21 protein-coding genes are annotated in these 26,067 nt (G+C 57.4%); 8 read left to right on the top strand and 13 right to left on the bottom strand.

From position 1 onward, the window contains the following. Positions 1–67: 67 nt before the first annotated feature. Entirely contained in the window at positions 68–2,479 is a 2,412-nt protein-coding gene (locus TU76_RS15165; RefSeq protein ID WP_048352077.1) for an efflux RND transporter permease subunit, read from the bottom strand. A 282-nt stretch (positions 2,480–2,761) separates the two neighbouring features. Further along, complete coding sequence (locus TU76_RS15160) at positions 2,762–3,232, bottom strand: hypothetical protein (RefSeq protein WP_048352076.1); 471 nt, start codon at positions 3,230–3,232, stop codon at positions 2,762–2,764. Positions 3,233–3,675: 443 nt separating this feature from the next. Here TU76_RS15160 and TU76_RS15155 point away from each other — a divergent pair, with 443 nt between their 5' ends. Beyond that, positions 3,676–3,906: a hypothetical protein gene (locus tag TU76_RS15155; RefSeq protein ID WP_046809536.1), complete on the top strand. Its 231-nt coding sequence runs from the start codon at positions 3,676–3,678 to the stop codon at positions 3,904–3,906. A gap of 37 nt (positions 3,907–3,943) precedes the next feature. Here the strand turns inward: TU76_RS15155 and TU76_RS15150 are convergent, their stop codons facing one another. From TU76_RS15150 to TU76_RS15130, 5 genes are all read right to left on the bottom strand, one after another. Next, positions 3,944–4,162, bottom strand: a complete 219-nt coding sequence (locus tag TU76_RS15150) for a hypothetical protein (RefSeq protein ID WP_019828962.1) — start codon at positions 4,160–4,162, stop codon at positions 3,944–3,946. A gap of 131 nt (positions 4,163–4,293) precedes the next feature. Continuing rightward, entirely contained in the window at positions 4,294–5,628 is a 1,335-nt protein-coding gene (locus TU76_RS15145) for a T6SS phospholipase effector Tle1-like catalytic domain-containing protein (RefSeq protein WP_048351985.1), read from the bottom strand. Between the two features lie 192 nt (positions 5,629–5,820). Further along, a complete protein-coding gene (locus TU76_RS15140; RefSeq protein WP_016780464.1) occupies positions 5,821–6,225 on the bottom strand; it encodes a TraR/DksA family transcriptional regulator in 405 nt (134 codons plus the stop codon). A 330-nt stretch (positions 6,226–6,555) separates the two neighbouring features. Then, positions 6,556–7,086 carry a hypothetical protein gene (locus TU76_RS15135; protein ID WP_048351984.1) on the bottom strand — a complete coding sequence of 177 codons (531 nt, stop codon included), beginning with the start codon at positions 7,084–7,086 and terminating at the stop codon, positions 6,556–6,558. Further along, positions 7,061–8,272 carry an MFS transporter gene (locus TU76_RS15130; protein ID WP_072022800.1) on the bottom strand — a complete coding sequence of 404 codons (1,212 nt, stop codon included), beginning with the start codon at positions 8,270–8,272 and terminating at the stop codon, positions 7,061–7,063. Before TU76_RS15130 ends, TU76_RS15135 begins: the two co-directional genes overlap by 26 nt. Positions 8,273–8,399: 127 nt before the next feature. Here TU76_RS15130 and TU76_RS15125 point away from each other — a divergent pair, with 127 nt between their 5' ends. The 4 genes from TU76_RS15125 (at position 8,400) to TU76_RS15105 (ending at position 11,988) form a co-directional block, all read left to right on the top strand. Next, positions 8,400–9,242, top strand: coding sequence for a helix-turn-helix transcriptional regulator (locus TU76_RS15125; protein ID WP_037032785.1), 843 nt, complete (start codon positions 8,400–8,402; stop codon positions 9,240–9,242). A 402-nt stretch (positions 9,243–9,644) separates the two neighbouring features. Then, entirely contained in the window at positions 9,645–9,896 is a 252-nt protein-coding gene (locus TU76_RS15115) for a type VI secretion system contractile sheath small subunit (RefSeq protein WP_019828957.1), read from the top strand. A 183-nt stretch (positions 9,897–10,079) separates the two neighbouring features. Next, positions 10,080–10,796, top strand: a complete 717-nt coding sequence (locus TU76_RS15110) for an HPP family protein (protein WP_048351982.1) — start codon at positions 10,080–10,082, stop codon at positions 10,794–10,796. Positions 10,797–10,911: 115 nt separating this feature from the next. Further along, positions 10,912–11,988, top strand: coding sequence for a GGDEF domain-containing protein (locus tag TU76_RS15105; RefSeq protein ID WP_046809542.1), 1,077 nt, complete (start codon positions 10,912–10,914; stop codon positions 11,986–11,988). 245 nt (positions 11,989–12,233) lie between these two features. Here the strand turns inward: TU76_RS15105 and TU76_RS15100 are convergent, their stop codons facing one another. From TU76_RS15100 to TU76_RS15075, 6 genes are all read right to left on the bottom strand, one after another. Further along, a complete protein-coding gene (locus tag TU76_RS15100; RefSeq protein WP_019828954.1) occupies positions 12,234–13,730 on the bottom strand; it encodes an efflux transporter outer membrane subunit in 1,497 nt (498 codons plus the stop codon). Beyond that, entirely contained in the window at positions 13,727–16,834 is a 3,108-nt protein-coding gene (locus tag TU76_RS15095) for an efflux RND transporter permease subunit (protein WP_019828953.1), read from the bottom strand. The genes TU76_RS15100 and TU76_RS15095 overlap by 4 nt, the downstream gene beginning before the upstream one ends. Beyond that, entirely contained in the window at positions 16,831–19,932 is a 3,102-nt protein-coding gene (locus TU76_RS15090) for an MdtB/MuxB family multidrug efflux RND transporter permease subunit (RefSeq protein WP_019828952.1), read from the bottom strand. The genes TU76_RS15095 and TU76_RS15090 overlap by 4 nt, the downstream gene beginning before the upstream one ends. Further along, on the bottom strand, positions 19,929–21,236 hold the full coding sequence (locus TU76_RS15085) for an MdtA/MuxA family multidrug efflux RND transporter periplasmic adaptor subunit (protein ID WP_048351981.1): 1,308 nt from the start codon (positions 21,234–21,236) through the stop codon (positions 19,929–19,931). The genes TU76_RS15090 and TU76_RS15085 overlap by 4 nt, the downstream gene beginning before the upstream one ends. A gap of 287 nt (positions 21,237–21,523) precedes the next feature. Then, positions 21,524–22,024: a thiol peroxidase gene (gene tpx, locus TU76_RS15080; RefSeq protein WP_019828950.1), complete on the bottom strand. Its 501-nt coding sequence runs from the start codon at positions 22,022–22,024 to the stop codon at positions 21,524–21,526. Positions 22,025–22,227: 203 nt separating this feature from the next. Beyond that, positions 22,228–22,896 (bottom strand): DUF3313 domain-containing protein, encoded by a 669-nt coding sequence (locus TU76_RS15075; protein WP_048351980.1) that lies wholly within the window; start codon positions 22,894–22,896, stop codon positions 22,228–22,230. Between the two features lie 337 nt (positions 22,897–23,233). Between TU76_RS15075 and ccoN the strand changes: the two genes are divergently transcribed. From ccoN to tal, 3 genes are all read left to right on the top strand, one after another. Beyond that, the gene (ccoN, locus tag TU76_RS15070; protein ID WP_019828948.1) at positions 23,234–24,661 is read left to right on the top strand and encodes a cytochrome-c oxidase, cbb3-type subunit I; all 1,428 of its coding nucleotides are present in this window, start codon (positions 23,234–23,236) and stop codon (positions 24,659–24,661) included. Positions 24,662–24,719: 58 nt separating this feature from the next. Further along, positions 24,720–24,950, top strand: coding sequence for a hypothetical protein (locus TU76_RS15065; protein WP_048351979.1), 231 nt, complete (start codon positions 24,720–24,722; stop codon positions 24,948–24,950). A gap of 154 nt (positions 24,951–25,104) precedes the next feature. Beyond that, entirely contained in the window at positions 25,105–26,028 is a 924-nt protein-coding gene (tal, locus tag TU76_RS15060) for a transaldolase (RefSeq protein WP_019828946.1), read from the top strand. The last annotated feature ends 39 nt before the right edge of the window (positions 26,029–26,067 follow it).

The following is a 26,067-nucleotide window of genomic DNA, read 5'->3' as shown; positions in this document are numbered from 1 at the left end:
GAATGCAAACCTCGTAGCCGCTGCCGAAGGCTGTGTTGGAGCACGAAGCGGTCTTGATAGGGGCCACTCAATCTGTCTGAACAGTTGCATCAAGGGATTTACGACCGCTCCGCGGCCGTATGCAGTCTTCGGCCGCTGTTACAGGGGATCTGTCAGCCACCAGCGGTTTGCCCAAGTTGAACCACGCGGCCAGCGCCGGAAGCAGGAAGATGGCGCCCAACACGTTGACCATAAACATGAAGGCCAGCAGCAGGCCCATATCGGCCTGAAACTTGAGGGGTGCAAATACCCAAGTACATACCCCCAGCGACATGGTGAGTGCGGTAAAAACCGCCGCTGTGCCACGCTGGCACATGGCGCGATAGAAGGCTTCGCGCAAGTCCTGGCCTTCGGCCATTTCATGTTCGATGCGCTCGTACAAATAGATCCCGTAATCCACCCCTACCCCCACGCCCAGTGCCATCACCGGCAGCGTGGCAACCTTAAGGCCAATGCCCAGCATCGCCATCAGTGCATTGCACAGCACTGCAACGATCGCCAGCGGCACCAGGATGCACAACACCGCACGCACCGAGCGAAAGGTCAGCAGGCAAAACAACGCCACCGAGAAGAACAACGCCGCGAGCATGACCACCTCGGCATGCTTGACCGCTTCGTTGGACGCGGCCATGACCCCGATATTGCCCCCCGCCAGTTTGAACGCCACACCCGGCACCTCAATCCCGGCGATGATGCGCTTGGCCTCCTCCAGTACATGGGCCACGGTGGCGCCTTCGTGGTCGGTCAAAAACACCAGGATCTGCATCTGTTGGCAGCCATCAGTCACCAGCCCCGAGTCCGGCGAATAGGCATAGGCGCCCTGCTGCAAGCCCTGGGCCGATCCCGGAATCGCCGCCCAGCGCGGATTGCCTTCGTTGTTGCCGGCAATCACCTGCTTGCTCATGCCCGCCACGCTTTGCACCGATTGCACACCCGGCACTTCTCGCATCTTGAAGTCGAAGGTTTCCACTGCCCGCATGACTGCCGGGTCCAGACAGGCTTCACTGCGGTCGCGAATGGTCAGGAACACCGACAACACATCAAGTCCGATGGAGTAATTGCTGATGATCTTCTGGTTATCCTGGTTGTAGCGCGAGTCAGCTCGCAGCTCCGGCGCACCGGAGCCAATATCACCGATCGCGAGGTCTCGGGCCTTGATCGCCCCCACCGCCAAGAGCACCAGACTCAGGGCGAACACCCAAAGGGCCGGGCCGGGCGTGGCCAATGCGGACAGACGCCACCACAGCGGATGGCGCTGGCCCGACAACGTGGCCTGTGCCGTCATCAAGCGCGGCTCAAGTCGCAGGTGAGCGATGATCAGCGGCAGCATGATTTTGTTGGTGATGATCATCAGCATCACGCCGATGCAAGCTGTAACACCCAGCTCATGAACGATGGGAATATCGATCAGCATGATCACCCCGAAACCCAGTGCGTTCATCAGCAACGCCAGGGCGCCGGGGATAAATATCTTGCTGAACGCCGCCTTGGCCGCAGTGACCGAATCACTGCCGGCCAGCACTTCCTGCTTCCAGGCGTTGGTCATTTGCACGGCATGGGACACGCCGATGGAGAAAATCAGAAAGGGCACCAGAATCGACATCGGATCGATCCCCAGGCCCAGTAATGGCAACAGGCCGAGCAGCCAGATCACTGGCAGCAAGGCGACAAACAGTGCCACAAGAGTCAGGCGCAACGAGCGCGAATAGACCCACAAGAGCGCACCGGTAATCAGAAATGCGATGGCGAAAAAACCCATCACCGTATTCAAACCTTCGACCACATCGCCGACCAACTTGGCAAAGCCGACGATATTGATTTCGATATCGGCGCTGCTGTATTTCGCGCGGATGTCTTCCAGGCGCTGGGCGATCTGCACATAGCTCACAGGCTGCCCGGTTTTGGGGTCAACGTCCTGCAAGTCGGCACGCACCATGGCTGATTTCAAGTCGTTGGCCAGCAGGCGGCCGACCTGTCCTGAACGAGCGGCATTACTGCGCACCTGCTGCAAGTCTTCGGGGGTGGCGGCGTATTGCGGTGGCACCACCAGATCACCGACATAGCCGTCCTCAGTGATTTCGATGTAGCGCACATTGGGTGTAAACAGCGAGGTCACACTGGGTCGACTGACTCCGGAGATGAAAAAAACATCATCGGTGACCTGTTGCAGGGTCTGGAGGAACTCAGGGTTGTAGAGGTCGCCCTGGCCTTTCCAGTGGACGCTGACCAGCAGGCGATTGGCGCCGGTGAATATTCGGCTGAAGTCCAGAAAGTTGAGCATGTAGGCATGACGCACCGGAATTTGTTTGTTAAATCCGGGGTCGAGCCGTACCTGGGTGGCGCTGTAGCCCAGCGCCAGGGTGACGAGCAGAAAAAAGCCGAGCAATACTTTGCGCCGGGCCATTAACAGATCGGCGCAGTTGTTTACAAAGCGCTGCATGCCCATGCTCGCGGTCCCTCGCACACTCGTTTAGGTGATCGCGATAATCAAACGCCCCTGCCCCTTGAACATCGTCCATAAGGGTTAGGCTGTTTGAGGGACGGGGGGAATGCCCCCTGTGGCAACTGCCGTCGGAACGAGGCTGCGTTGGGCTGCGCAGCAGCCCCAAAACAGGCACTGCGGTGTGCCAGTTAAATTCGGTTCACAGGGTTTACGACGGCTTCGCCGCCGGACGTAGCCTCGTTCCCACGGTAACTGCTACAGGGATACAGAGGCCAACTGTCACTCTTTGCTGGCCTTGAACGTCAACTCACCCTTGGGCCACTTGGCGGCCTTGGCGGTGACAGCCTTCAGGGTTTTGCTCAGGCCTTCCTTGAGCTGCTCCTGGGCGGCGAAGATCAGCATCACGGTCTGACCTTCCTTGAATATGATGCCTTCGCCCAACGGTGAGCTGACATAGGCGTAGTCGCCGATGCCATAGACCGTCATCTTGATGTCGCGAAATTTTATTTCGAACTTGCCACCTTCACGGCTGGGCAAGACTGCAGCGCGAAAGTGATCGCCAACCTTGAGTCCCAGACCTGGCTTGTCATCTACCACCAACGCTGCTTGCGTATCGATTTCAGCGATGTAAATACCTTCTGCGTTTTGCTCGGTGATGTACACAAAGCGGGACTGGAACAGTTTGACCAACCGCGCCCGCAAATCACCAAGAACAAACAACGCATGCATCTCCAGATTGCTGACTGCCAACGAAAAACCCTCGAAAACTTGAAGTGGAGCTGCCAGAACAAATGACAGGCAGCAGAAAAAAAGGCCTCGGCCCACTTAATTTAAAAACCGAATACAACAAAAAACTCCAGACTGCTGGAGTCGGGAGTGGCATGTAACAAAGACCGACGATTACCGCAGGGTGATGGGCATCAACCCGGGCCTGCATCAGCGAAAACAGGCTAAAAAATACAACCGGAACGCCATTCTAACGGCTCATGCCCGAGATTGGGTATACACATCCGCTTCTCAATCGGGCAAATCCTGATTTTTACTTCGTTTGATAGCCCTTCAACAGCGCTTTCGTCGCCCGGACACGTTAACTGCGCCGCTGGGTGTCAACAACTGCCATACTTGCGCAAAAATCGACCTGGCCCATGCCGCCGGGTTGTCTGGGCTTCATTACCTCGAAGGGAAAGTGACACGTGACGGAATTTGATATTGGCGAATTTTTTATCCGCGGCGAGTCCAAAGAAGTCGACGGTGAGTTTCAGGCAGTGATTGTGATGCGGGCCAAGCCACCACTGAAAACGGTGACTTACCATCAGGTCGAGAAAGACCGTTGGTTCAAGACTGCCGAACAGGCAGAAGTTGCAGCCAAGAGCTCGGCACTGGAATTAAAACAGGCAGTGGACGCAGGCGCCCTCAACGCTTAGACCCCAGTCAACCGGTCTTGAATCATCCAGGCCCGAATCAGGCGCGCTGAGCCCGTACATGCATTGCGCATTGGGTGGCGCTCAACTGCGCCATCCAGGCTGTACGACACTCCTCCGCTTCCAGGCGGCTGGAGAAAGCCGTACCCCGCTGCTCACCATTGACCAGCACAACCCAGCAAGCCTTCTGACCCGCGGCCCGCAAGCCTTTGGGTACACCGCTGCCAATCATCACGGCGACATCAACCCGGTTAGACATGATGGTTACTCTACCTATTTAGTTAGTCACCTAACGATATGGGCCATCTTAAAGAGTAACGCGCGCTGGAAAAAGCCGTGCCCTGTACAGCTCCATTGCATCAGCTGTAACAATATCCCTGTAAAGCACGCCTAGGCCGGTGCGCTCTGAGCGAACACCGAGCGTCCGCCCTCTTGCGGAATGTTGAAAAAAGCCTTTTCCAGCACCCCGAGCCCTTCGCCCACATCAGCATCCCAGTTGGCCGAATGATGCACGTAACGCTGGCGCAGCAAGCGCTCCTGGGGGCCAGTCAGGGTGATCGTATGTGTCCTCAATTGCTCCTTGAGCTTCGCGGCAATGGGTAATAGCTCATCCGGCACAACCTCCAGTGCATCGGTCAGGGCGCCAAAGGGTACACCGTGCTCACCGGCCACGGCGTGCATGATATGCAAGTACACCCGCGAGAGATGACCGCGCATTCGACGCTGCATGAAAACGGCTGCCTGCACCCGTTTCATCGGATCCTCACGGGTACCGGCCTTACGCTCGTCGGTGCGGATCTGCAAAAAATCGTCTGGCGAGTGCGGGTCAATCAAGCTCTTTTGTTGCCAGCCCGGGAGTTGCGCCTGCGTCAATGTCCAGGCCCGGGTCAGCCTGACAGGCGTCGACGGGGCGACCAGATTGCTCTGCCAACGCGTCAACTGCACGTACTCCAGCATATCCACCGGATACCCGCCGCCCAGATCGGCATGAGCACCCGGCAGAAAAATATCCAGGGGCCATTGGGGTGCAATTCGGGTCAGGGGAAAGTTGCGCCGGTTTTCATCACGCGCACACAGCTGCACCACTTGTTGCGCACAGTCGGGCCCCAGGTACAGATTGAGCCCAGGGTTGATCTCGTCGCCAACATCTCCCCAGTCCTCAAGCCCGCCCATGGCCGCGACGGTATCGAACAAGCCGATAAACTCAATCGAACATTTGAAGTCGGGCGCCAGCGCCATCTGCTTTTCAAAAGGGAGAGTGCGCACTTGATTGGCAAAGTGCCGGGCCGCTGCCGCCCCTCGACTGAATCCAAACAGGTCCAGTTGCACATGACTCAAGGCGCCAGGTGGCAAAAGCCGTGTGTACTGCTCCAGGCATTGGTTCAGCAGCGCCTGAGCCTCATCGGCCTTGCCCAGCACGCCAGTGCGACCACGACCATAACTCAGGCCCGGAAATGCAGAATCCGGGGCGCCTGTGGTGGTGCCGATACCGCTGACGTAAATCGACGTGTGCGCGCGTCCATCGTTAAAGCCTGCTTCCACAGGGTAGCGTTGGTGCAGCCGGGCGATATTAGTCGCAACGCCGGCATAACTGCTGCCCGGATCGACCTTCAGCCCCTGGGCCTGACGCTCTTGCCCCAGAAGGCTGTTGAACTGGTTGTTGGCCGTACCGTCGAAAAAGATACCGACACGCAATACGTATCCCGTATTGCCTGAGTGACTCATGACCTGCCCTCGATTAATTCAGCTTTGCGCAAAAAACGCCGTGCCAAATATAAAGGGACTTCATCAGGACACTTAGCTAAACGTTAATTTAAATTTTAGCGGGGGGGATTGCGGGATGATGGTTGCAATACAAACGATTGCAGAGCCCAAGCTACCGAAACCGCATGGCGCGGTTCCGGCAAGGACAGGCGCTTAGGCCTGACGCTGATGCTTGTCGATTTGCTCGTGACGCTCTTGAGCTTCGATGCAGTACTTGGTGGTAGGGCTGATCAGCAGGCGCTTGAGGCCGATTGCATCGCCACTGTCATCACACCAGCCGAAGCTGTCGTCCTTGATACGTTCCAGTGCCTGCTCAAGCTGAGGCAGCATGCGCTGGTCACGGTCGATTGCGTTCACCAGCCAGGTGCGCTCTTCTTCAACCGAAGCGGCGTCTGCAGGGTCGGCTGGAGTGTCCAGGCTCTCGATAGCGATGCGGTTCTGCTCGATACGCTCGTGGGTTTCGACCTTCATGTTTTGCAACAGCTCGCTGAAAAAAGCATGTTGCTCGGCATTCATGTAGTCATCCGCCGGCATGGCCAGCAACTTATCCTTTGTCATTGATTTCTCTATAAAAAATACGTGCATTAAGGCTAATTAGGGAGCGTTCTGACCGATCTACATCCCAACCCGTTAGGTGCCATCTATTTCAAGCGCCACCCGGCACTCAATTTACGAGGGGCGGCAGTCTAAGGCCGACTTATCGACTCAGCAACTGAAAACGCACCTATTTGTCCAGCAAAACCTGGAAAGTGACGAAAAAAGTGTTTAACAGGGGCTAATGGAGTGCGTTTATAGCAAGAAATTCAATCTCCGGGCTGAAAATGCACACACCACGTGCCAAGACGTGGTGTGTGCGTAGAGCGGTCCTGCTGCTGAAATGTGCAGGGCTCAGGTTTGAAGGTACTCAATGACCGGGGCAATGTTGCTGATCTGCGGTGCGCCCTCAATCACCTCGTTGGGCAGGCACCACGGATATTCGAGGCTTTGCAGCCAGTTCATGACCGGCTCCAGGTCCTCAGGCAGACACACCTGCATGTGTTCAATCGTAATGCACAAATGCTGCGCAAGTCCCGATTGCGGCTCGAAACGCCAGTGATAATCGCCGCAGCCGATGCGCAGTTCGCCCGTCTCTTTGACGGACATGCCTACCAGCCATTTGCAGGCATGGGTGATTGCATCTGCCTTGGGTGGCTCCCCCAGGCAGAACGTATAGACGTTTTCATAACTCTGGCCAAAGCTGCGCACCAGCACCTGCGCGATCCCTGCTCGACCGCTGACGTGCGGAGGAAAAGAGATGGCGCCTGTGTGCACAACCATTTCAAGGGTTGCATCCGCAGTGAAGGATTGGCGCAGAAGATCAGGCCGGTTTGCATCCTTTGCAAAAATGTACGTTTCAATCGATCGAGCGGTTTTTGGCATTTTGGATGCTTCCTGCAAATGGGGTTTTATGTCCGCGCACGTTAATGAACTGTAAAACGGTGCCTAGAAACGCCACTGCTCCGGCACAGATCGCCAGCGCCCAACCGGGCATGTTCAACATCAATAGAAAACCTCCTGCACCGGCACCTGCTGCGCTTCCCAGGTAGAGGGCAGACTCATTCAAAGCCACGGCTAAATTACCATCGCCATGTCGTTCCCGCGCCGAGATCAATTCGTTGTTCTGGGGAACCTGCAAGGCCCATCCCACGCCACCCCAGATCGCGATGGGAATCATGGCCAACCAGGGCGACACTGCGGCGGCCACCGGCAGTGCCAATAGCGAAACGGTCAACACCAGCATGATGATCAGTATCAACACAGGCCCCTCAATGCGCTCAACCAGCGGCGCAATCATGAAGCTTCCCGCAACGCCACCCAGCCCCCAGACCCACAGGTAAGGTGTCACGCTGTCGACGCTTGCATAGCCAGGGTCAGTTATGAACGGGACGATGAAGGTATACATCCCCAGGCTGGACACTGCGGCTAACAGCGAAACCATCAGGATGTTCACTACCTTCGGGTTTTCCAGCAACAGGAGTTTGTTCCGAAGGGGCATTTGCGGTGCGGCAGGCAGCTCGGGCAGTTTGATCAGTAATCCCAGCCATGAGCCAGCCCCTAGCAAGGCAATGAACCACAGTGCGGCCTGCCACCCTGACTGTTCAGCCAGCAGCAGGCTTAAAGGAACCCCCAAAACAGTCCCGCTGGCCATTCCAGCCATGATGATGGCAATCCCTCGACCGCGTCTGTGAGGTTCAGAGACCGCCGCACAAGCGCTAATTCCGGCGGCCAGATAAACACCGGCCCCAAGCCCGGCAAATGCACGACACACCAGCAGCGCCGCAAAGTCATCAACGATCGTGCTGGCCACATTAGCCAACACAAAAATCCCCAGGGCGGATAACAGCCCGAACCTCTGCCGCTGCGCAGGCAAGAGTGCAACGCATACAGGCGACCCGATGCCATACGCCAAAGCAAACACTGTCACCAATTGCGCTGCTGCGCCTACCGATACGCTAAAGGCCCGCTCAATCATGGGCACCAGGCCAGCCGTGACAAAGGACGCCATACCCAGCGCAAAAGCGCCGAGGGCAATCCAGTAGACCGATGCGGGGGTTTTCCTTTGCATAAGAATCTTCCTTAATGAATGTGGGGCGGCACCTGCTCTGCGCGCGCCCTCATTCGGCGAATTCTTTAGCATGCTAATAATTGTTACAATATCTACCACTTATACTATTACTAGGAGCAACTGGGTAATGACTCGGACACTGGCGCGTACCCGGGACGAACTGGCGGCATTTTTGCGTAGTCGTCGGGAGCGAATTTCACCCGAACAGGCAGGGTTACCCGCGAGCGGACGAAGAAGAACCCCGGGGCTGCGGCGCGAGGAAGTCGCCGCGTTGGCCGGCGTCGGTCTGACCTGGTACACGTGGCTTGAGCAAGGCCGCGAGATCGGAGTTTCGCCAGGGTTCCTCGACAGTCTTTGCCGTGTCTTGAGACTTGATGCCACAGAGCGCAGGCACCTTTACCTGCTCACCTACCAACGAGCACCGGCTGAACAGGCGCAAACATGGTGCGTGGTACCAAAAGTCATCCATCGCTTAATGGCAGACATGCCTCTGCGCCCTGCCTATGTACTCAATCTGCGCTGGGATGTGCTGGCCTGGAACTCGGCCGCCGACAAAATATTCAACTTTGCGGACAAACCTGCAGAACAGCGCAACCTGCTGTGGATGCTCTTTACCGATGAAAAAATGCGTTCGCTACTGTGCGCCTGGGAGCAACAAGCGATACACATGCTCTCCAGTTTTCGCAGGGACTTTGCTCACGCGTCGACACAAAGCGACGTTACTGAACTGGTGCGCAGCCTCGAAAAAGTCAGTACCGAATTCAAGCACTGGTGGAACAGGCAAGATATCCAGGGGCCCTGCCAAGGCATCAGGCACCTTGATATCCCCTCATTTGGAAACATCTCGTTTGAGCACACCACCTTGACGGTTGACGCCGACAGGCACTTGCATCTGAGCTACTACGCACCCTGCCTGGAAGACCCGGCCCAGAGCGCATTTGAAGGATGGCTTCTAGGTAAAGCCGATTAGAACCCTCGTATTGCCTGAGCTCAAAATTGCCTGAAGGCCCAGCTTGAATCGGTCATTACACCACGCGCAAAATGTATTTCTACTTTCAACACTGATGTAAGTTTCAGTAAGAAACCACATCGGCAAAAGTGCGCCTGCATCCCTATATTTGCGTGAATTTACGCCCCCAAATACCTCACCACCTACATTGAACAATCCTACGATTTTCTCCGTAAATCTTATCTCTCGCTGCGCATTGACTGACACCACCTCGCTGTTTTGACACTTTACAATCACTGCCGCAAATCCTAGATCGCGCTCCGAGTAAATGAGCGATATGTCACTGCTTGTATCCTGATACCGGGCATTGGTGACAAGCCCTCTATGCATCCATCCATGCCCTCAACTACGGAGCACAACGCGATGAATAAATCCTTGGCTGCCAATGCTATCCCCTCCTCCCAGCAGAACCTGTGTATCCAGGCGCAAGGATGCGCTGACGACGCTTGCCTGTTCACACTCTGCAAACTGCTGAAGCTGAGAGATGCTCTGATTGTTTTGAAGGGCCCGCTGGCCAAGAGCCCCAACGCACGCACCTTTATCGAGCAGCGGCTCTTGAACAACGAGGTATATGAACGGGTACTGGGCAAACTCACCCCTGATAATCGGGGATAACAGCGCATAACATCAATTTTAATGCACTTAATTAGCATTATTATGCATTTGCGGACTGCTTCATTTCGGGGCAGACTGCACCCGTTCCTCCCCCAAATGAAGGGACATTTTCAAGGGCTTGCCGGAAAACCCGTCAGGCCCTTTTTTTACCTGCCAGCTCCTCAAAACCGGATTTTCCTGACCATGCAAAACCGCTGGATCAGCCGCCTATTGCCTGCGGCTACGAACACCCGTCCCGCCGAGTGGAGCCGCGCAGCCATTGGCGTGTCCCTTGGCACACTGTTCAGCGTCTGGGTGTGCAGCCTGTTCTTCGGTCTGCCCGTGGCCATGCATTTAATTGGCCCGCTGGGGGCTTCTGCCATTTTGCTGTTTGCCGTGTCGTCAGGAGCGCTGGCACAACCTTGGTCGATTGTCGGCGGCTATTTGTGCGCAACGGTGGTGTCACTGGCAGTGGTGTACTTTTTCGGGCGTGACCTGGACACCGCCTGCCTCGCCGTCGGCATAGCCCTGCTGTGCATGTGCCTGCTGCGCTGCCTGCACCCCCCTGCCGGAGCGCTGGCGTTACTGGTGGTACTGGCCGATCCGGACAGCGCCAGCCTGGGTTGGGGCGTGCTTGCCCCGGTGATGCTCAGCGCGATCAGCATGCTGCTTGCGGCGCTGGCCTACAACAATCTGACCCGGGTGCGTTACCCCAAAAAATCGACCGAGGCCAACCCCCTGGTGATAGCGGATCAGGTCCCTGGTGATCCGGGTATTACCGCTCAAGACTTGCAAAATGCACTGCAGCAAATGGACGCATTTATAGACGTGACCCCTGAGGATCTAGAAGAACTGATTCGGGCAAGCGAACAACATGCGCGCCGTCGCAGCATCGGCGAAGTCTTCGCCCACGATGGCTGATACCCCGTTTCGATAAGCCGCAAACTCCTGCTAGGGTTATCTGGGTAGCCCGGGTAGGCGTTACTGAACACGTGATCACCCGGATTCATTCATCTGACAGTGATCAAGGGGCGCAATGCTCAAAACCATTGAATCAGAGATCTCAAAACAAGCCGCCCCGCCTGCCTTGCAAGCCGAATTTGCCCAATATGATTTTGATAACCTGCGCAATTTTTGCCGGCTGACCTACACCGCGAGCATTGCCATCTGGCTGCTGTTCAACCTTATTGTCAGCATCAAGGGCGGCCAGGGTTTGACCGTCCTGTCCTTGCTGTTTATCAGCACCATGGTGGTGCTGACCATCATGCTCGGCTTTATTCACAAGTACCGGCACTTCGACGTACTCAACCTGGTTTTCGTCCTGGTCATTACCCTGGGCTTGCGCCTGATCATCTTTGGCTTGCCCGCGGATACACAACCCATCTGGCTGGCACTTGCCAGCTCCAGCATCCTCTACAGCGCATCGATTCTACCCCTGAGCCGTTGGGCCTTCCTGAGTGTCGCGGTCATTGACTGCATCGTGCTCAACCCTTTCCTGATGACCCAAGCGTCGATCATGGATCTGCGTGGCCTCCTGATCCTGTGCTATTTCGCCTTTCTGTGCAGCCTGACGACTTACAGTTTCTTCAAATTGCGTCGGGTCAAACTGCACAACTACACCATGTCCAAACTGTTGGTGGCCCAGGCCTATATCGATGCCCTGACCGAGATTCCCAACCGGCGTTCCTTCATGCTTCAGGCAAGTCATGAGTTGCAGGCACAGCCCCGTGAGCGTGATCACTATCTGGCGATGATCGATATCGATAATTTCAAGAAGGTAAACGACCAGTACGGCCATGATATTGGCGATGAGGTGCTCAAGCGTACTGCCGACATCATCAAGGAGGTGATGGCTGACCATGAGTACGCGCGACTGGGCGGAGAGGAGTTTGCCGTGTACCTGTCAGGTGTACGTCGCAGCGACGCCGAGACGCTGATGGACACCTTGTGCCTGCACGTGCGTGAGGACCCGCACGCACATCCGGTGACCGTCAGCATCGGCCTGGCCCGGGTGGGAGATAACGACACCCTGAACCAGGCCCTTGCCAATGCCGACAAGGCGTTGTACGCATCCAAAAACAGCGGTAAGGACCGGTTCAGTTTTTATCAGTAGAACCTGTGGGAGCGAGCCTGCTCGCGATTCTGGCGCCGCGGTGCATCCGTAAAATCGCGATGATGCCTTCGCGAGCGGGCTCGCTCCCACAAGGGCGGCTGGGTAAGAACAGCAGGCCGATTCACCGTGGGAGCGAGCCTGCTCGCGATTCTGGCGCCGCGGTGCATCCGTAAAATCGCGATGATGCCTTCGCGAGCGGGCTCGCTCCCACAAGGGCGGCTGGGCAAGCACCATCAGGACAGGATTTATTGTTCCCGGGCACTCAGGTCGATGTTGCCATCCCAGCCGCCCCCCAGCGCCGCAATCAACTGCACGCTGGCAATCAGTCGGCTTTGCAGCAAGTTGAGCACGCTGCGCTCGGTACTCAGAGCGGTGGTTTGTACCGAGACCACGTCCAGGTAAGCAATCAGACCGGCCTTGTACTGGTTGTTGGTCAAACGCAGCGATTCGCGGGCCGATTCCAGTGCCTGCTCCTGCACAACCGACTCATCTCCCAGCACCTTCAATTGCACCATGTAGTTTTCCACTTCCCGCAAGCCGTCAAGCACGGTCTGACGGTACTTGGCCACGGTCTGGTCATACACGGCTTCGTTACGATCCACCTCTGCCGAACGCTGGCCACCATCAAACAGCGGCAAGGCAATTTTCGGCCCCACCGACCAGAAACGGTTCGGCACGCTGATCCAGTCCTGATACTGGCTGCTGCTGTAACCGCCCGACAGGCTCAGGCTGAAATCCGGATAATAAGCAGCTTTAGCCACACCGATATTGGCATTGGCGGCGATAACCGAACGCTCCGCCGAAGCGATATCAGGGCGCCTTTCGAGCAATTGTGAAGGCAGGCTGACCGGGATCTGCGGCAACGTGGGCACATCTTTGATTTCAGCCAGATTGAAGCCCGAGGGTGCTTGCCCTGTGAGCACTGCAATCGCGTTTTCAAACTGCGCACGCTGCCAGATCAGATCGATAAGACTGGCCTGGGTGTTGCGCAACTGGGTTTGTGCCTGAGCCACCGCGTCCTTGCCGGAAATCCCTGCCCGGTACTGGTTTTCACTCATTTTCAACGAGCGCTGATACGCCTCGACCGTAGCCTCCAGCAAACGCTTTTGCTCATCGATCACCCGCAGCTGCAGGTAGTTCTGCACCAGTTCCGACTGCTGGCTCAGACGCATTGCGGCCACATCGGCCAGGCTGGCTTGGGCACTGGCCTCATTGGCTTCCAGGCCACGACGCAACTTGCCCCACACATCAGCCTCCCAGCTCACCCCGACCTGAGCATTCAAAGTGTCACGAATACCGCTGCTGGAGCTAGTCAGGCTCGAGTTGGAGCTACCGGTCCCCTGACTGGAGCGGGTTTTGCCCACGCTCAGGTCGGCACTCGGCAAAAAGGCCCCGCGCGCGCTGCGCACCAATGCCTGGGCCTGACGAAACTGGGCTTCGGACTGCGCAATGGTCTGGTTGGAACTGTTTAGGGTTTCAACCAGCCCGTTGAGCTGCTGATCACCGTACAACTCCCACCAGGCACCACGGGCTAATGAGTCGCTGGGGTTGGCCTGAGTCCAGCCAGCAGCCTCCTTGTACTCAAGCGGCGCTGACGTTTGCGGCCGCTGGTAGTCCGGGCCAATCGCACAGGCACTGAGCAATACGGCGGACAGCGCCAGGCCCAGCAGGCGCGAGCCACGGGCCAGCGGCCAACGTCGGGACGACAGAGCCGGTGCAAGAGTAAGCAAACGAGAGGTCATAGCGGAGTTTCCAGAGCAGCATCAGTGCGCACGCCACGCCATTTGTTGAAACGATGGCGTAAACGGTCGAGATAGAGGTAAACCACAGGGGTGGTGTAGAGGGTCAGGATCTGGCTGAAAATCAGCCCGCCGATAATGGTCAGGCCCAGGGGCTGGCGCATTTCTGCACCTTCGGCGGTGCTCAGCATCAGCGGCAAGGCGCCGAGAATAGCCGCCAGGGTCGTCATCAAAATCGGCCTTAAACGTTGCAGGCACGCGCTGCGGATCGACTCTTGCGGGCCAAGGCCGGAGTGTCGCTCCAGTTGCAGCGCAAGATCGATCATCAGGATCGCGTTTTTCTTCACCACACCGATCAGCAAGAACAAACCGAGCAGTGAGATCAAGCTGAACTCACCGCCCGTGAGGTAGATACTCAGCAGCGCACCCACCCCGGCCGATGGCAAAGTCGACAGAATGGTCAGTGGGTGGATGTAACTCTCATAGAGAATCCCCAACACCAGATACACCGCCACCAACGCACCCAAAATCATGAACGGCTGGCTTTTTTGTGTGGCCGCAAACGCATCGCCCGTACCGGCCATTTTCACGATCACTTCTTCGGGCAAGCCGAGTTTTGCGATAGCCCTTTCAATGGCCGCTGTACCTTGCTCAAGCGTCACGCCAGGAGCCAGATCAAACGCAATGGTCTCCGAGGCGAACTGGCCTTCGTGGGATACACGGTCGTTCTGCAGGCTGTTTTCGTAATGGGCAATGGTCGATAACGGAATCCGCTGACCATCGGCGGTAATCACCTGCACCTGATTCAGGGTTTCGGGGTCCTGGGCGTATTTGGGATTGACCTCCATCACCACCTGATACTGGTTCAGGCTGTCGTAGATGGTTGAAATCTGCCGCTGGCTGTAGGCGTTGTTGAGCACGGCAGTGACCATGTCCATATCCACGCCCAGGCGCTTGGCCTGATCACGATCGACCACCAGCGTCACCTGCTGTGCGCCACGCCCTTCGCGGGCATCGATGGCTGTCAGCTCCGGCAGCTCCTTGAGGGCAGCCACCACCTTCGGATACCAGGTGCGCAACTGGCCTAGGTCGCCACTTTGCAGAATGTAGGAATATTGCGAGCTGGTCTGATCACGCCCGCCGCCAAACTGCAGGTCCTGGTCGGCCATCAGCATCAGGCGGCCACCGGGTACCTTGGGCATGTTTTCGCGCAAGCGTTCGATGACCTTTTGCGCGGACACATTGCGCTCTGAAATCGGCTTGAGGCGCACGATCATGAACGCATTGTTGGTGCCACCGTTGCCGCCAATAAAGCCTGCGACACTCTCGACCGCCGGGTCGGCCAACACAGCCTTACGGAAGATTTCCATCTTCGGCTGCATCACGCTGAACGACAGGCCATCGTCGCCGCGAACAAAGCCGATCAGTTGCCCGGTGTCCTGTTGCGGCATAAAGGTCTTGGGCACCACGACATACAGCGCAACGTTGACGCCAATGGTCACCAATAGGCTGAACAGGGTCAGGCGCTTGTGCCGCAGCACCCAGTCCAGGCTACGGGCATAACCACTGACCATGCGCTCGTTGAGCCGTATGCTCCAGCGTTGCATGGCGTTTTCAGTGCCCGGCACATGGGGTTTAAGCCAGCGAGCGCAAAGCATCGGCGTCAGGGTCAAAGACACCACCAGCGACACTACAATCGAAGCCGCGAGGGTGATGGAAAACTCGCGGAACAGGCTTTCGACAATCCCGCCCATGAACAGAATCGACAAGAACACCGCCACCAGCGACACGTTCATCGAGAGCAAGGTAAAACCGACTTCCTGGGCCCCGAGGTACGCCGCTTTCATCGGTGCAATACCGGCATCAATGTGTCTCGAGATGTTCTCCAGCACCACGATGGCGTCATCCACCACCAGCCCGGTCGCCAGAATCAAGGCCATCAATGACAGGTTGTTCAGCGAGAAGCCGTACAGGTACATGATCGCAAAAGTGCCAACCAATGAGACCGGCACTGCCAGCGTCGGAATCAGCGATGCACGGAAATTACCCAGAAACAGGAACACCACCAGAATCACTAGCGCCACGGCGATCAGCAGGGTCATTTCGGCTTCATGCAACGTGGCCTTGATCACCGGCGAACGGTCCATCGCCAGGTTCAGCTGGACACTGGCCGGCAGCACCGCTTGCAGGGCCGGCAATTGGGCCTTGATCGCGTTCACGGTCTCGATGATGTTGGCACCGGCCTGGCGGTTGACCACCAGCAAGACTGCCGCATCGTTATTGAAAAAACCGCTGTTGTAACGGTCTTCGACACTGTCCTTGACCTTGGCCACATGGCTCAGACGCAGCGCTGCGCCGTCCTGGTAGCGAATGATCAGGGGCTCGTAATCCTTGGCTTTTTCCAACTGATCGTTGGCCTGGATCTGCCAGTTACGATCACCGTCGGACACCGCGCCCTTGGGTCGACGCACGTTGGCATTGGCGATGGTGCTGCGCACGTCATCCAGCGAGACACCGTACTGGTTGAGCAGCTGCGGCTCCAGCTCGATACGCACCGCGGGCAAAGAGCTGCCGCCAATCTGCACTTCGCCCACACCCGGCACCTGGGACAGGCTTTGGGAAAGAATGGTGGAAGCCAGGTCGTAGAGCTGCCCTTTGGAAAGCACCTCGGAGGTCAGCGACAGCACCATGATCGGCGCTTGTGACGGGTTGATCTTTTTGTAGGTCGGCATGCTTTTCATGCCGCTGGGCAACAGGTTGCGCGAAGCGTTGATCGCTGCTTGCACTTCTCGCGCAGCACCGTTGATATCCCGGTCCTGATCGAACTGCAAAATCACCCGGGTCGAGCCCTGGCTAGAATTGCTGCTCATGGTGTTGATCCCGGCAATAGCGCCAAAGGATCGCTCCAGCGGCGTGGCCACGGTTGAAGCCATGACCTCGGGGCTGGCTCCCGGCAGGTTGGCCGACACCACAATCACCGGGAAATCCATTTGAGGCAGCGGCGACACCGGCAGCAAACCGAAGCTCACCCCCCCCAGCAACATGATTGCCAGGCTCAGGAGCATGGTGGCTACCGGGCGCTTGATGAACGGGCCGGACAGGTTCATACAGACGCCTGCTCAGCCTGGGCATCATCACCGCGCCAGCGACGACCCAATCGATCGAAATACAGGTAAATCACCGGGGTAGTGAACAGGGTCAGCACCTGGCTCACCAGCAAACCGCCCACCATGACCAGGCCCAGCGGCTGACGCAGTTCAGCCCCCGAACCGGTGGCCAGCATCAACGGTACAGCACCGAACAGCGCCGCCAGGGTGGTCATCAGAATCGGCCGGAAGCGCAGCAACGCGGCTTGATAGATGGCCTGCTCGGGGGCCATGCCCTGATTACGTTCGGCATCGAGGGCGAAGTCGATCATCATGATCGCGTTCTTCTTCACGATACCGATCAGCAGGATGATGCCGATAATCGCAATCATCCCCAGGTCATTGCCGCTGAGAATCAGCGCCAGCAAGGCACCGACCGCCGCCGACGGCAGGGTCGAGAGGATGGTGATCGGGTGGATGTAGCTCTCATAGAGCACACCGAGCACGATATACATGGTCACCACCGCAGCCAGAATCAGCAGCAAGGTGCTCGACAACGAAGCCTGGAACGCCTGCGCTGCACCCTGGAACTCAGTCTTGACCCCCAGCGGCATGCCGATGTCCTTTTGCACTTGATCGATCAGCTCGACTGCCTGGCCCAAAGCAACGCCTGGGGCAAGGTTGAACGAGACCATGACCGAAGGGAACTGGCCGATGTGTGAGATTGCCAGTTGCGCCTGACGCTCTTCGACCTTGGCCAGACTCGACAGCCGCACCTGGCCGCCGTCGGTGGTTTTCACATGGATCTGATCCAGGGCTTGGGGACCGATCTTCTCGCCGTCCTTGGCCTGCAGCACAACGCGGTACTGGCTGGCCTGGGTGTAGATGGTCGAGATCTGGCGCTGGCCAAAAGCGTCGTACAGCGCGTCAGTGATATTGGCGACCGACACCCCAAGGCGCGAGGCCGCATCACGGTCAATCACCAAGTACACCTGCAAGCCTTTGTCTTGCAGATCGCTGGCCACATCGGCCAGTTCAGGTTGATTGTTCAGTGCCGTTACCAGTTTTTCGCTCCAGGTGCTGAGCAACTCGGCATCCGGCGAAGACAGGCTGAACTGATACTGGGTGCGGCTCACACGGTCTTCGATGGTCAAGTCCTGCACCGGCTGCATAAACAGGCGAATCCCTGCCAGCTTGTCGAGTTGCGGTTGCAGGCGCGCAATCACTTCGGTAGCACTGTCGCTGCGCTCGCTGTGAGGCTTGAGGTTGATGAGCATGCGTCCGCTGTTCAGCGTCGGGTTATCACCGTCCACCCCGATATACGACGACAGGCTTTCAACATCCGGGTCTTGCAGGATGATCTTGCCCAACTCTTGCTGACGCTGACTCATGGCGCTGAACGAAATCGACTGCGGCGCCTCGGAAATTCCCTGGATCACCCCGGTGTCCTGCACCGGGAAGAACCCCTTGGGCACCACCATGTACAGAAACACGGTCAATGCCAGAGTACCGATAGCCACCAGCAGGGTCAGCGGCTGGTGCTTGAGCACCCACTGCAACATGCGCCCGTACTCGGCAATCATCCAGTCAATCACCGCGCCGCTGGCACGGTAGAAACGCCCCTGCTCTTGCGGTTTGGGTTCTGCCTTGAGCAAGCGGGCGCACATCATCGGCGTCAGGGTCAGCGAGACCACCAGCGAGATCAGGATCGCCACCGCCAGGGTTATCGCAAACTCCCGGAACAAGCGCCCCACCACGTCGGCCATGAACAGCAGCGGGATCAGCACCGCAATCAGCGACAGAGTCAGCGAGATCAGGGTGAAGCCGATCTGTTTGGCGCCCTTGAGCGCCGCTTGCATAGGGCTGTCGCCCTCTTCGATATAGCGCGAAATGTTCTCGAGCATGACGATGGCGTCATCCACCACAAAACCGGTGGCGATAGTCAGAGCCATCAGCGTCAGGTTGTTGATCGAGAACCCCGCCAGATACATCACCCCAAAGGTGCCGACCAGCGACAGCGGCACGGCAATCGATGGAATAAGGGTGGCGCTGGCGCGACGTAAAAACAGGAACGTCACCATCACAACCAGCGCGATGGCGATCAGCAATTCGTACTGCACATCACGTACCGAGGCGCGGATGGTTTGGGTACGATCGGTCAGCACCGTGACATCAATACCCGCCGGCAGGTTATCGGTGATGCTCGGCAGCAGCGCCTTGATCCGGTCCACCACCTCAATCACGTTGGCACCGGGCTGGCGCTGGATATTGAGCAACACGGCCTGATTTTCGTTGGCCCAGGCGGCAAGACGCTCGTTTTCGGCGCCATCGACAATTTCGGCTACGTCCTTGAGTCGCAGCGGCGCGCCGTTGTTGTACGCCAGGATCAGCTCGGCGTATTCCTGCGGGGTTTTCAACTGGTCATTAGCGTCCAGCATCGAGACCCGGGTCGGGCCATCAAAGTTACCCTTGGGCTGGTTGACGTTGGATGCCCCGATCAGGGCCCGCACATCCGACAGGTTCAAGCCATTGGCGGCCAGCGCTTCAGGGTTGACCTTGATCCGCACGGCCTGGCGTTGACCACCGGCAATACTGACCATGCCAACGCCACTGATCTGGGCGATTTTTTGCGCCATGCGCGTATCGACCAGATCATTGAGTTTGGGCAACGGCATGGTTTTGGAGCTGATCGCCAGGGTCAGCACCGGGGTATCTGCAGGGTTAACCTTGTTGTACACCGGCGGCGCCGGTAAATCGTTGGGCAACAAGTTGCTGGCGGCGTTGATCGCGGCCTGCACCTGTTGCTCGGCAACATCCATGTTGATATCGAGATTGAAGCGCAACGTCAGCACCGATGCGCCACCGGAACTGGTCGAGGCCATTTGCGTCAGGCCCGGCATTTGCCCGAACTGACGCTCAAGCGGCGCCGTCACGGCACTGGTCATGACATCCGGGCTGGCCCCGGGATACAACGTCATCACACGGATTGTCGGGTAGTCGACCTGAGGCAAGGCCGACACCGGCAGCAAGCGATAGGCAATAATCCCGGACAACACAATGGCCAGCATGCACAGCGTGGTTGCGACCGGGCGAAGGATAAACAGCCGCGACAGATTCATTCGTGGGCCTTGGTCTTGGCTTTGTCAGGGGCCGGGGCTGTATCGGTGTCAGGGCCGCCCTCCAGCAGTTGCCCTGCGGCCGTTGTTGGCACTTCAACACTGTCATTGACCACTTCGACTGCACCACCGTCGCGCAGACGGTCCGTACCTTCGAGCACCACTCGATCACCCGGCACCAGGCCGTCTTCGATCACTGTCACATCGCCGTCAGTGGCGCCCACTTTAATGGTGCGGATCTTGACCTTGTTGTCGCCGTCCATTGCATACACGAACGAGCCGTTGGTGCCGTACTGAATCGCCGCTGTCGGCGCAAGCACCACGTTTACCAGGGTGTCGGCCAGCAGGCGGACATTGACAAACTGGTTGGGGAACAGCACCTGATCGCGGTTCTCGAACAGCGCCTTGAACTTCAGGGTACCGGTGGTGATATCAATCTGGTTGTCGATGCTGCTCAACACACCCACTGCCAGCTCTTTGGTGTCACCCCGGTTCCAGGCCTGAACCGGCATTTTCGCGCCGCTGCGATAACGCTCAAGCACCAGTGACAGATTGGTCTCGGGCAAGGTAAAGGCGACCACGATCGGCTCGGTCTGGGTGATCACAACCAGGGCCGTAGTGTCGTTGGCTGCAACCAGATTGCCGACATCCAGTTGACGCAAGCCCACACGGCCACTGATCGGCGCACGGATCTTGGTGAAGTCCAGATTCAGCTTGGCATCATTGACGGCTGCCTGATTGGTCTTGACCGTGCCCTGATATTGGCTGACCAGTGCTTCGGCTGTATCGAGAGTCTGCTTGGCGATACTGTCTTCGGCATACAGGCCGCGATAGCGCTGTACATCAACCTGGGCGTTTTTCAATTGGGCCTGGTTCTGCAGCAGGGTGCCTTCGGCTTGCAGCAAGGCGTTCTGATAGCTTCGCGGGTCGATTTCAGCCAGCAGCTCGCCAGCCTTGACCATCTGCCCTTCCTTGAAATAGATCTTGACCAGCTCTCCCGCCACGCGACTGCGTACGTTGATCGTGTTGAGTGCAGTGACTGTGCCCAGCGCCTTGAAGTACACCGGAAAATTACCCTGCGTGACTTCCGACACCCTGACTGGCACGGCCTGAGTCGACCCGCCAAACCCGGGACGCATCATCCCTGAGCGGCTGGTGTGCCCTGCGGGCTGATCGCTCGTGGCCTTTTTCGGGGCAGAAGGCCAGAGCCACCAGCACAGGCCAAGGACTATCAGCAAGACCAGCAGGCCAAACAGCCAGAAACGGGATTTGTGGGAAACAGAGGATTGCATGGAGTGATCAACCATTAGCGCGAGCGATAATTTTCAGGAAGTCGAACGATAAGCAGTGCGAGCCGTTATGAAAAGGCTCTTTACCGGCTATTTACGTTATAGAGGGGTCATGAGCAAAAGATGACAGTCATTGTGGGGGCTGGATTGCTTGCGATGGCATCACTGCGTCTGTGCAGATGCACCTCAGCGCCTGCATCGCGAGCAGGCTCGCTCCCACGGCTTGGCCGTCATTGCAAAATTGAACGTAAAAAAACGGCCTGGCACCTCTCGGTGCCAGGCCGTTTTGGGTCTAGCGGTACGACTTACTTCAAAACAGCCAGGGCTGCTTCGTAGTTCGGCTCTTCAGCGATTTCTTTTACCAGTTCGCTGTGCAGCACGTTGTCGTTTTCGTCCAGAACCACGACCGCGCGCGCAGTCAGGCCAGCCAGCGGGCCATCAGCGATTGCAACGCCGTAGTTCTCGATGAACTCGCGACCGCGCAGGGTCGACAGGTTTTGCACGTTTTCAAGGCCTTCGGCGCCGCAGAAGCGGGCCTGAGCGAATGGCAGGTCAGCCGAGATGCACAGCACCACGGTATTGGCCAGTTCGTTGGCCTGAGCGTTGAACGTACGCACGGAGGTCGCACACGTCGGGGTGTCAACGCTTGGGAAGATGTTCAGCACTTTACGCTTACCAGCAAAGCTCGCCAGTGTTACGTCGGACAAATTACCTGCAACCAGCGAAAACGCTGGCGCCTTGGAACCTACTGCAGGCAGTTCGCCGTTGACTTGAACAGGGTTGCCTTTAAGCGTCACTTGAGCCATGAACGATGTCCTTCTTAACAGTTTTTGAAGAGGCCGAAGTTAAACATGAATCAGGCGGACGACCTACGGCCTGAGCATAAAATCTCACGCCTCTCATTACAAAAAGAATATTCCCACAACCCTTCATGCACTTCTGCCAAAACTGACGAACACGCCAGTGGTAGCGAGCGTGCTCGCCCCCACTGAGGCACCACCGGGTGCAATTACTTTTTCAGTTTCAGATACGACTGGTGCAAGTCCGCAGCCCAGGTATCGATGACATTCTTCACATCATCGGCCTTCATGGCCTGGCTGCTGTTCGCCAACGGCTTGCCAGTGCCTTTGCGCACGACCTGGGCCACCACATCCTGGCTTTGCCCGTCGATAAAGACGGCTTCGGTAGCCAGTTCGGTATCCTGATCGCGGATGCCCGACGCCGTGCTCACCGCCGCTGCCACCAGCGCTACCGGAATATATTCATAAGGCGCCAGGCTCGCGGTCTCGCTGCTGACTGCGGTGATGGCTGCCCGCACCACAATCACACCCGGACCAGGGGCACTGGCCAATGGCAATGATTTGCTCAGTTCACGTTTAAGGGCCTGATCGTAGTAGTTGGTGATTCCGTTCAACGTACTTTGCGGGATTTTCTCCGTCGGCTTGGGTGCCGGGTACAGCTGAGTCGGCTCGATGTACACGCTTGTGTACTCGTTCACCTTCAGGTTTGGGTCTACCCAACGCATCACTTCAGCACCAGAGGGCGACTTGGCCTCTTTAAGGTGGCTGTAATCCTTTAGAAAACCGGAGTATTCGTCCGGCTGCTGGACCTTGCTCGCACAACCGACCATCGCGATCGAGGCGACGCACAACGTACCGATCATTAAACCAAGCTTCATTCTGTAACTCCTGTGGGGGGGCGACCGTAGGAACGCGCCCATATAGGTATAGCCAAGCCTTGGAGAATCGCCGCAGAACCAGGTTGTATCCGTCGATGAATGTGCTGGAGCAAACATTAAACAGAGAGCTGCACCCTACAGTTCAGTTAAAAATCAATATCAAAAAAACCTTAAAAACCAGATCAGTTTTGAAAAAAACCCATTAAACAAAACAAATAATCTGATCCGCATAAATTCTGATTTTCTGAATCTGTCTTGTTTTACTCAAGCTTCCTAAAGTTCACCCTGCGCCAGACCACGAGGCCTGGCAGGACTTTGAACCGTGGAAGACTTGAGCATGAGCACAGCACAAAACGGGCAGGCCTATAACTATAAGGTCGTCCGCCAATTCGCCATCATGACTGTGGTGTGGGGGGTAGTCGGCATGGCCATGGGCGTATGGATCGCCTCACAACTGGCCTGGCCGCAAATGAACCTCGACCTGCCCTGGACCACCTTCGGCCGCCTGCGTCCATTGCACACCAGCCTGGTAATTTTCGGTTTTGCCGGCAGCGCCCAATTTGCCGCCAGCTATTACGCCGTACAGCGCACCTGCGGCGTGCGGCTGTTCTCCGACAAGCTCGCTGCCTTCACTTTTTGGGGCTGGCAGTCAGTGATCGTGATCATGCTGGTCACCCTGCCCCTGGGCTACACCACGACCAAGGAATACGCCGAAATCGAGTTCACCGGCGCCGTCTGGATGACCGTGGTCTGGGTGGCCTACGCCATCGTCTTCTTCACCACAGTGGTTCGACGAAAAACAAAGCACATCTATGTTGGCAACTGGTTTTTCGGCGCGTTTATTCTGGTGATTGCCATGCTCCATGTGGTCAATCACCTGGCCATTCCTGTGGACTGGTTCAAGTCATATCCGGTCTACTCCGGCGCCACCGATGCCATGGTGCAGTGGTGGTATGGGCACAACGCCGTAGGTTTCTTCCTGACAACCGGCTTTCTCGGAATGATGTACTACTTCGTACCCAAGCAAGTCGGCAAGCCGATTTACTCTTATCGCCTGTCCATCGTCCATTTCTGGGCACTGATCACGCTCTATATCTGGGCAGGCCCTCACCACTTGCACTACACCGCCTTGCCGGACTGGGCGCAATCGCTGGGCATGGCAATGTCGATCATCCTGCTGGCACCGAGCTGGGGCGGCATGATCAACGGCATGATGACCCTGTCGGGGGCCTGGCATAAGTTGCGTACCGACCCGATCCTGCGCTTTCTGGTGCTGTCGCTGGCCTTCTACGGCATGTCGACCTTCGAGGGCCCGATGATGGCGATCAAGACCGTCAACGCCCTCTCCCATTACACCGACTGGACCATCGGCCACGTACACGCCGGGGCTTTGGGCTGGGTGGCGATGATTACCTTCGGGGCGCTGTACCACATGATCCCGAAAATCTTCGGCCGCGAGCAGATGCACAGCATCGCGCTGATCAACCTGCACTTCTGGCTGGCTACCATCGGTACCGTGCTCTACATCGCCTCGATGTGGGTCAACGGCATCACCCAGGGCCTGATGTGGCGGGCGATCAACGATGACGGCACCCTGACCTACTCGTTTGTCGAGTCTTTACAGGCCAGTCACCCGGGCTTTGTCGTACGCCTGGTGGGCGGGCTGTTCTTCCTGTGCGGCATGTTGCTCATGGCCTGGAACGTATGGCGCACGGTGCGAGTGGCCAACCTCAAACAGGCCGAACTGGCCGCCCGGATTGCTTGATCCCTTTGCAGCGCAGGCCACAAGGCTTGCGCTTGCCCTCCAGCAAGGAGCGTTGCACATGCTCGAAATAGCCCTCAACAGCTGCGCTGTGATCAGTATTTACTGCGCCGTCAGCTGGTGCTTGAAGCACAAAACCGAGAAAGACATCGACGAAGCCAGCCTGATCCCGTTTGCCGACGACCCGGAGGTGGCACGCAGGGTTGAACTCGCCACCGGCAAAACCGTCAATGCGGTGCAGATCTGCGAGCCAGAGCCGTGCAAGCCAGGGTGGAGCAAGATGGAGATTTGACGTTAAGGTAATGGCACTGCGACAGATTAAATCTGCACGATTGGTTGCACTGAGAAGGTGTTCAGCGGCATTCTGCCACTCACCGTTCAACGAACTAATGATCGCCGACGCAATCAATCTGTACGCCATTAATACCTTTTCGACAGAGACGCTCATGACTTCCAAGCTGGAACAACTCAAGCAGTTCACCACCGTGGTCGCAGACACCGGCGACCTCGACGCGATTACCCGTCTCAAACCTGTGGATGCAACCACCAACCCGTCGCTGCTGCTCAAGGCTGCAGCAATGCCCGGCTATGCCGAACTGCTGAAAAACGCCATCAGCCACGCCAAAGGTGATGTGGGCCTGGCTTGCGATCATTTCGCGGTATCGGTAGGTAGCGGTATCTTGAAAGTGATACCGGGCCGTATTTCGACTGAAGTCGACGCCCGCCTGTCGTTTGACGAACCCGCCCTGCTGAAAAAAGCCCACCAGTTGATCGAGCTTTACGACAAGGCCGGTGTAGGCCGCGACCGCGTGCTGATCAAGCTCGCCTCGACCTGGGAAGGCATCCGCGCGGCAGAGAAACTGGAAAAGGACGGCATTCAAACCAACCTGACCCTGTTGTTCTCGTTCGCCCAGGCCGCTGCCTGTGCCGATGCCGGGGTATTCCTGATCTCGCCGTTCGTAGGTCGGATTTACGACTGGTACAAGAAGTCCACCGGCGTTGACTACACCGGCTCCGATGATCCGGGCGTGCAGTCCGTAACCCGTATCTACAACTACTACAAAGCCAATGCCTACAACACCGTGGTGATGGGCGCCAGCTTCCGCAACCTCAACCAGATCGAGCAACTGGCCGGCTGCGACCGCCTGACCATCAGCCCCGACCTGCTGGAAAAACTGGCACTGGACGACGGCCAGCTGGAACGCAAACTTGTCCCTGGCCACGCAGGCGAACCGCGCCTGATACTGAACGAAGCGCAATTCCGCTGGGCCTCGAACGAAGATGCAATGGCCACCGAGAAACTGGCTGAAGGCATTCGTCAGTTCGCTCGCGACCAGGAAAAACTTGAGGCGCTGCTGTCAGGTAAATAACCTTTCAACTGTGGGAGCGAGCAGGCTCGCTCCCACAAG

Origin of the sequence: Pseudomonas psychrophila (genome assembly GCF_001043005.1) — a bacterium.
Classification (GTDB): domain Bacteria; phylum Pseudomonadota; class Gammaproteobacteria; order Pseudomonadales; family Pseudomonadaceae; genus Aquipseudomonas; species Aquipseudomonas psychrophila.
The sequence above is the reverse complement of the archived record's forward strand: the minus strand, read 5'-3'. Positions and strand labels throughout refer to the sequence as shown.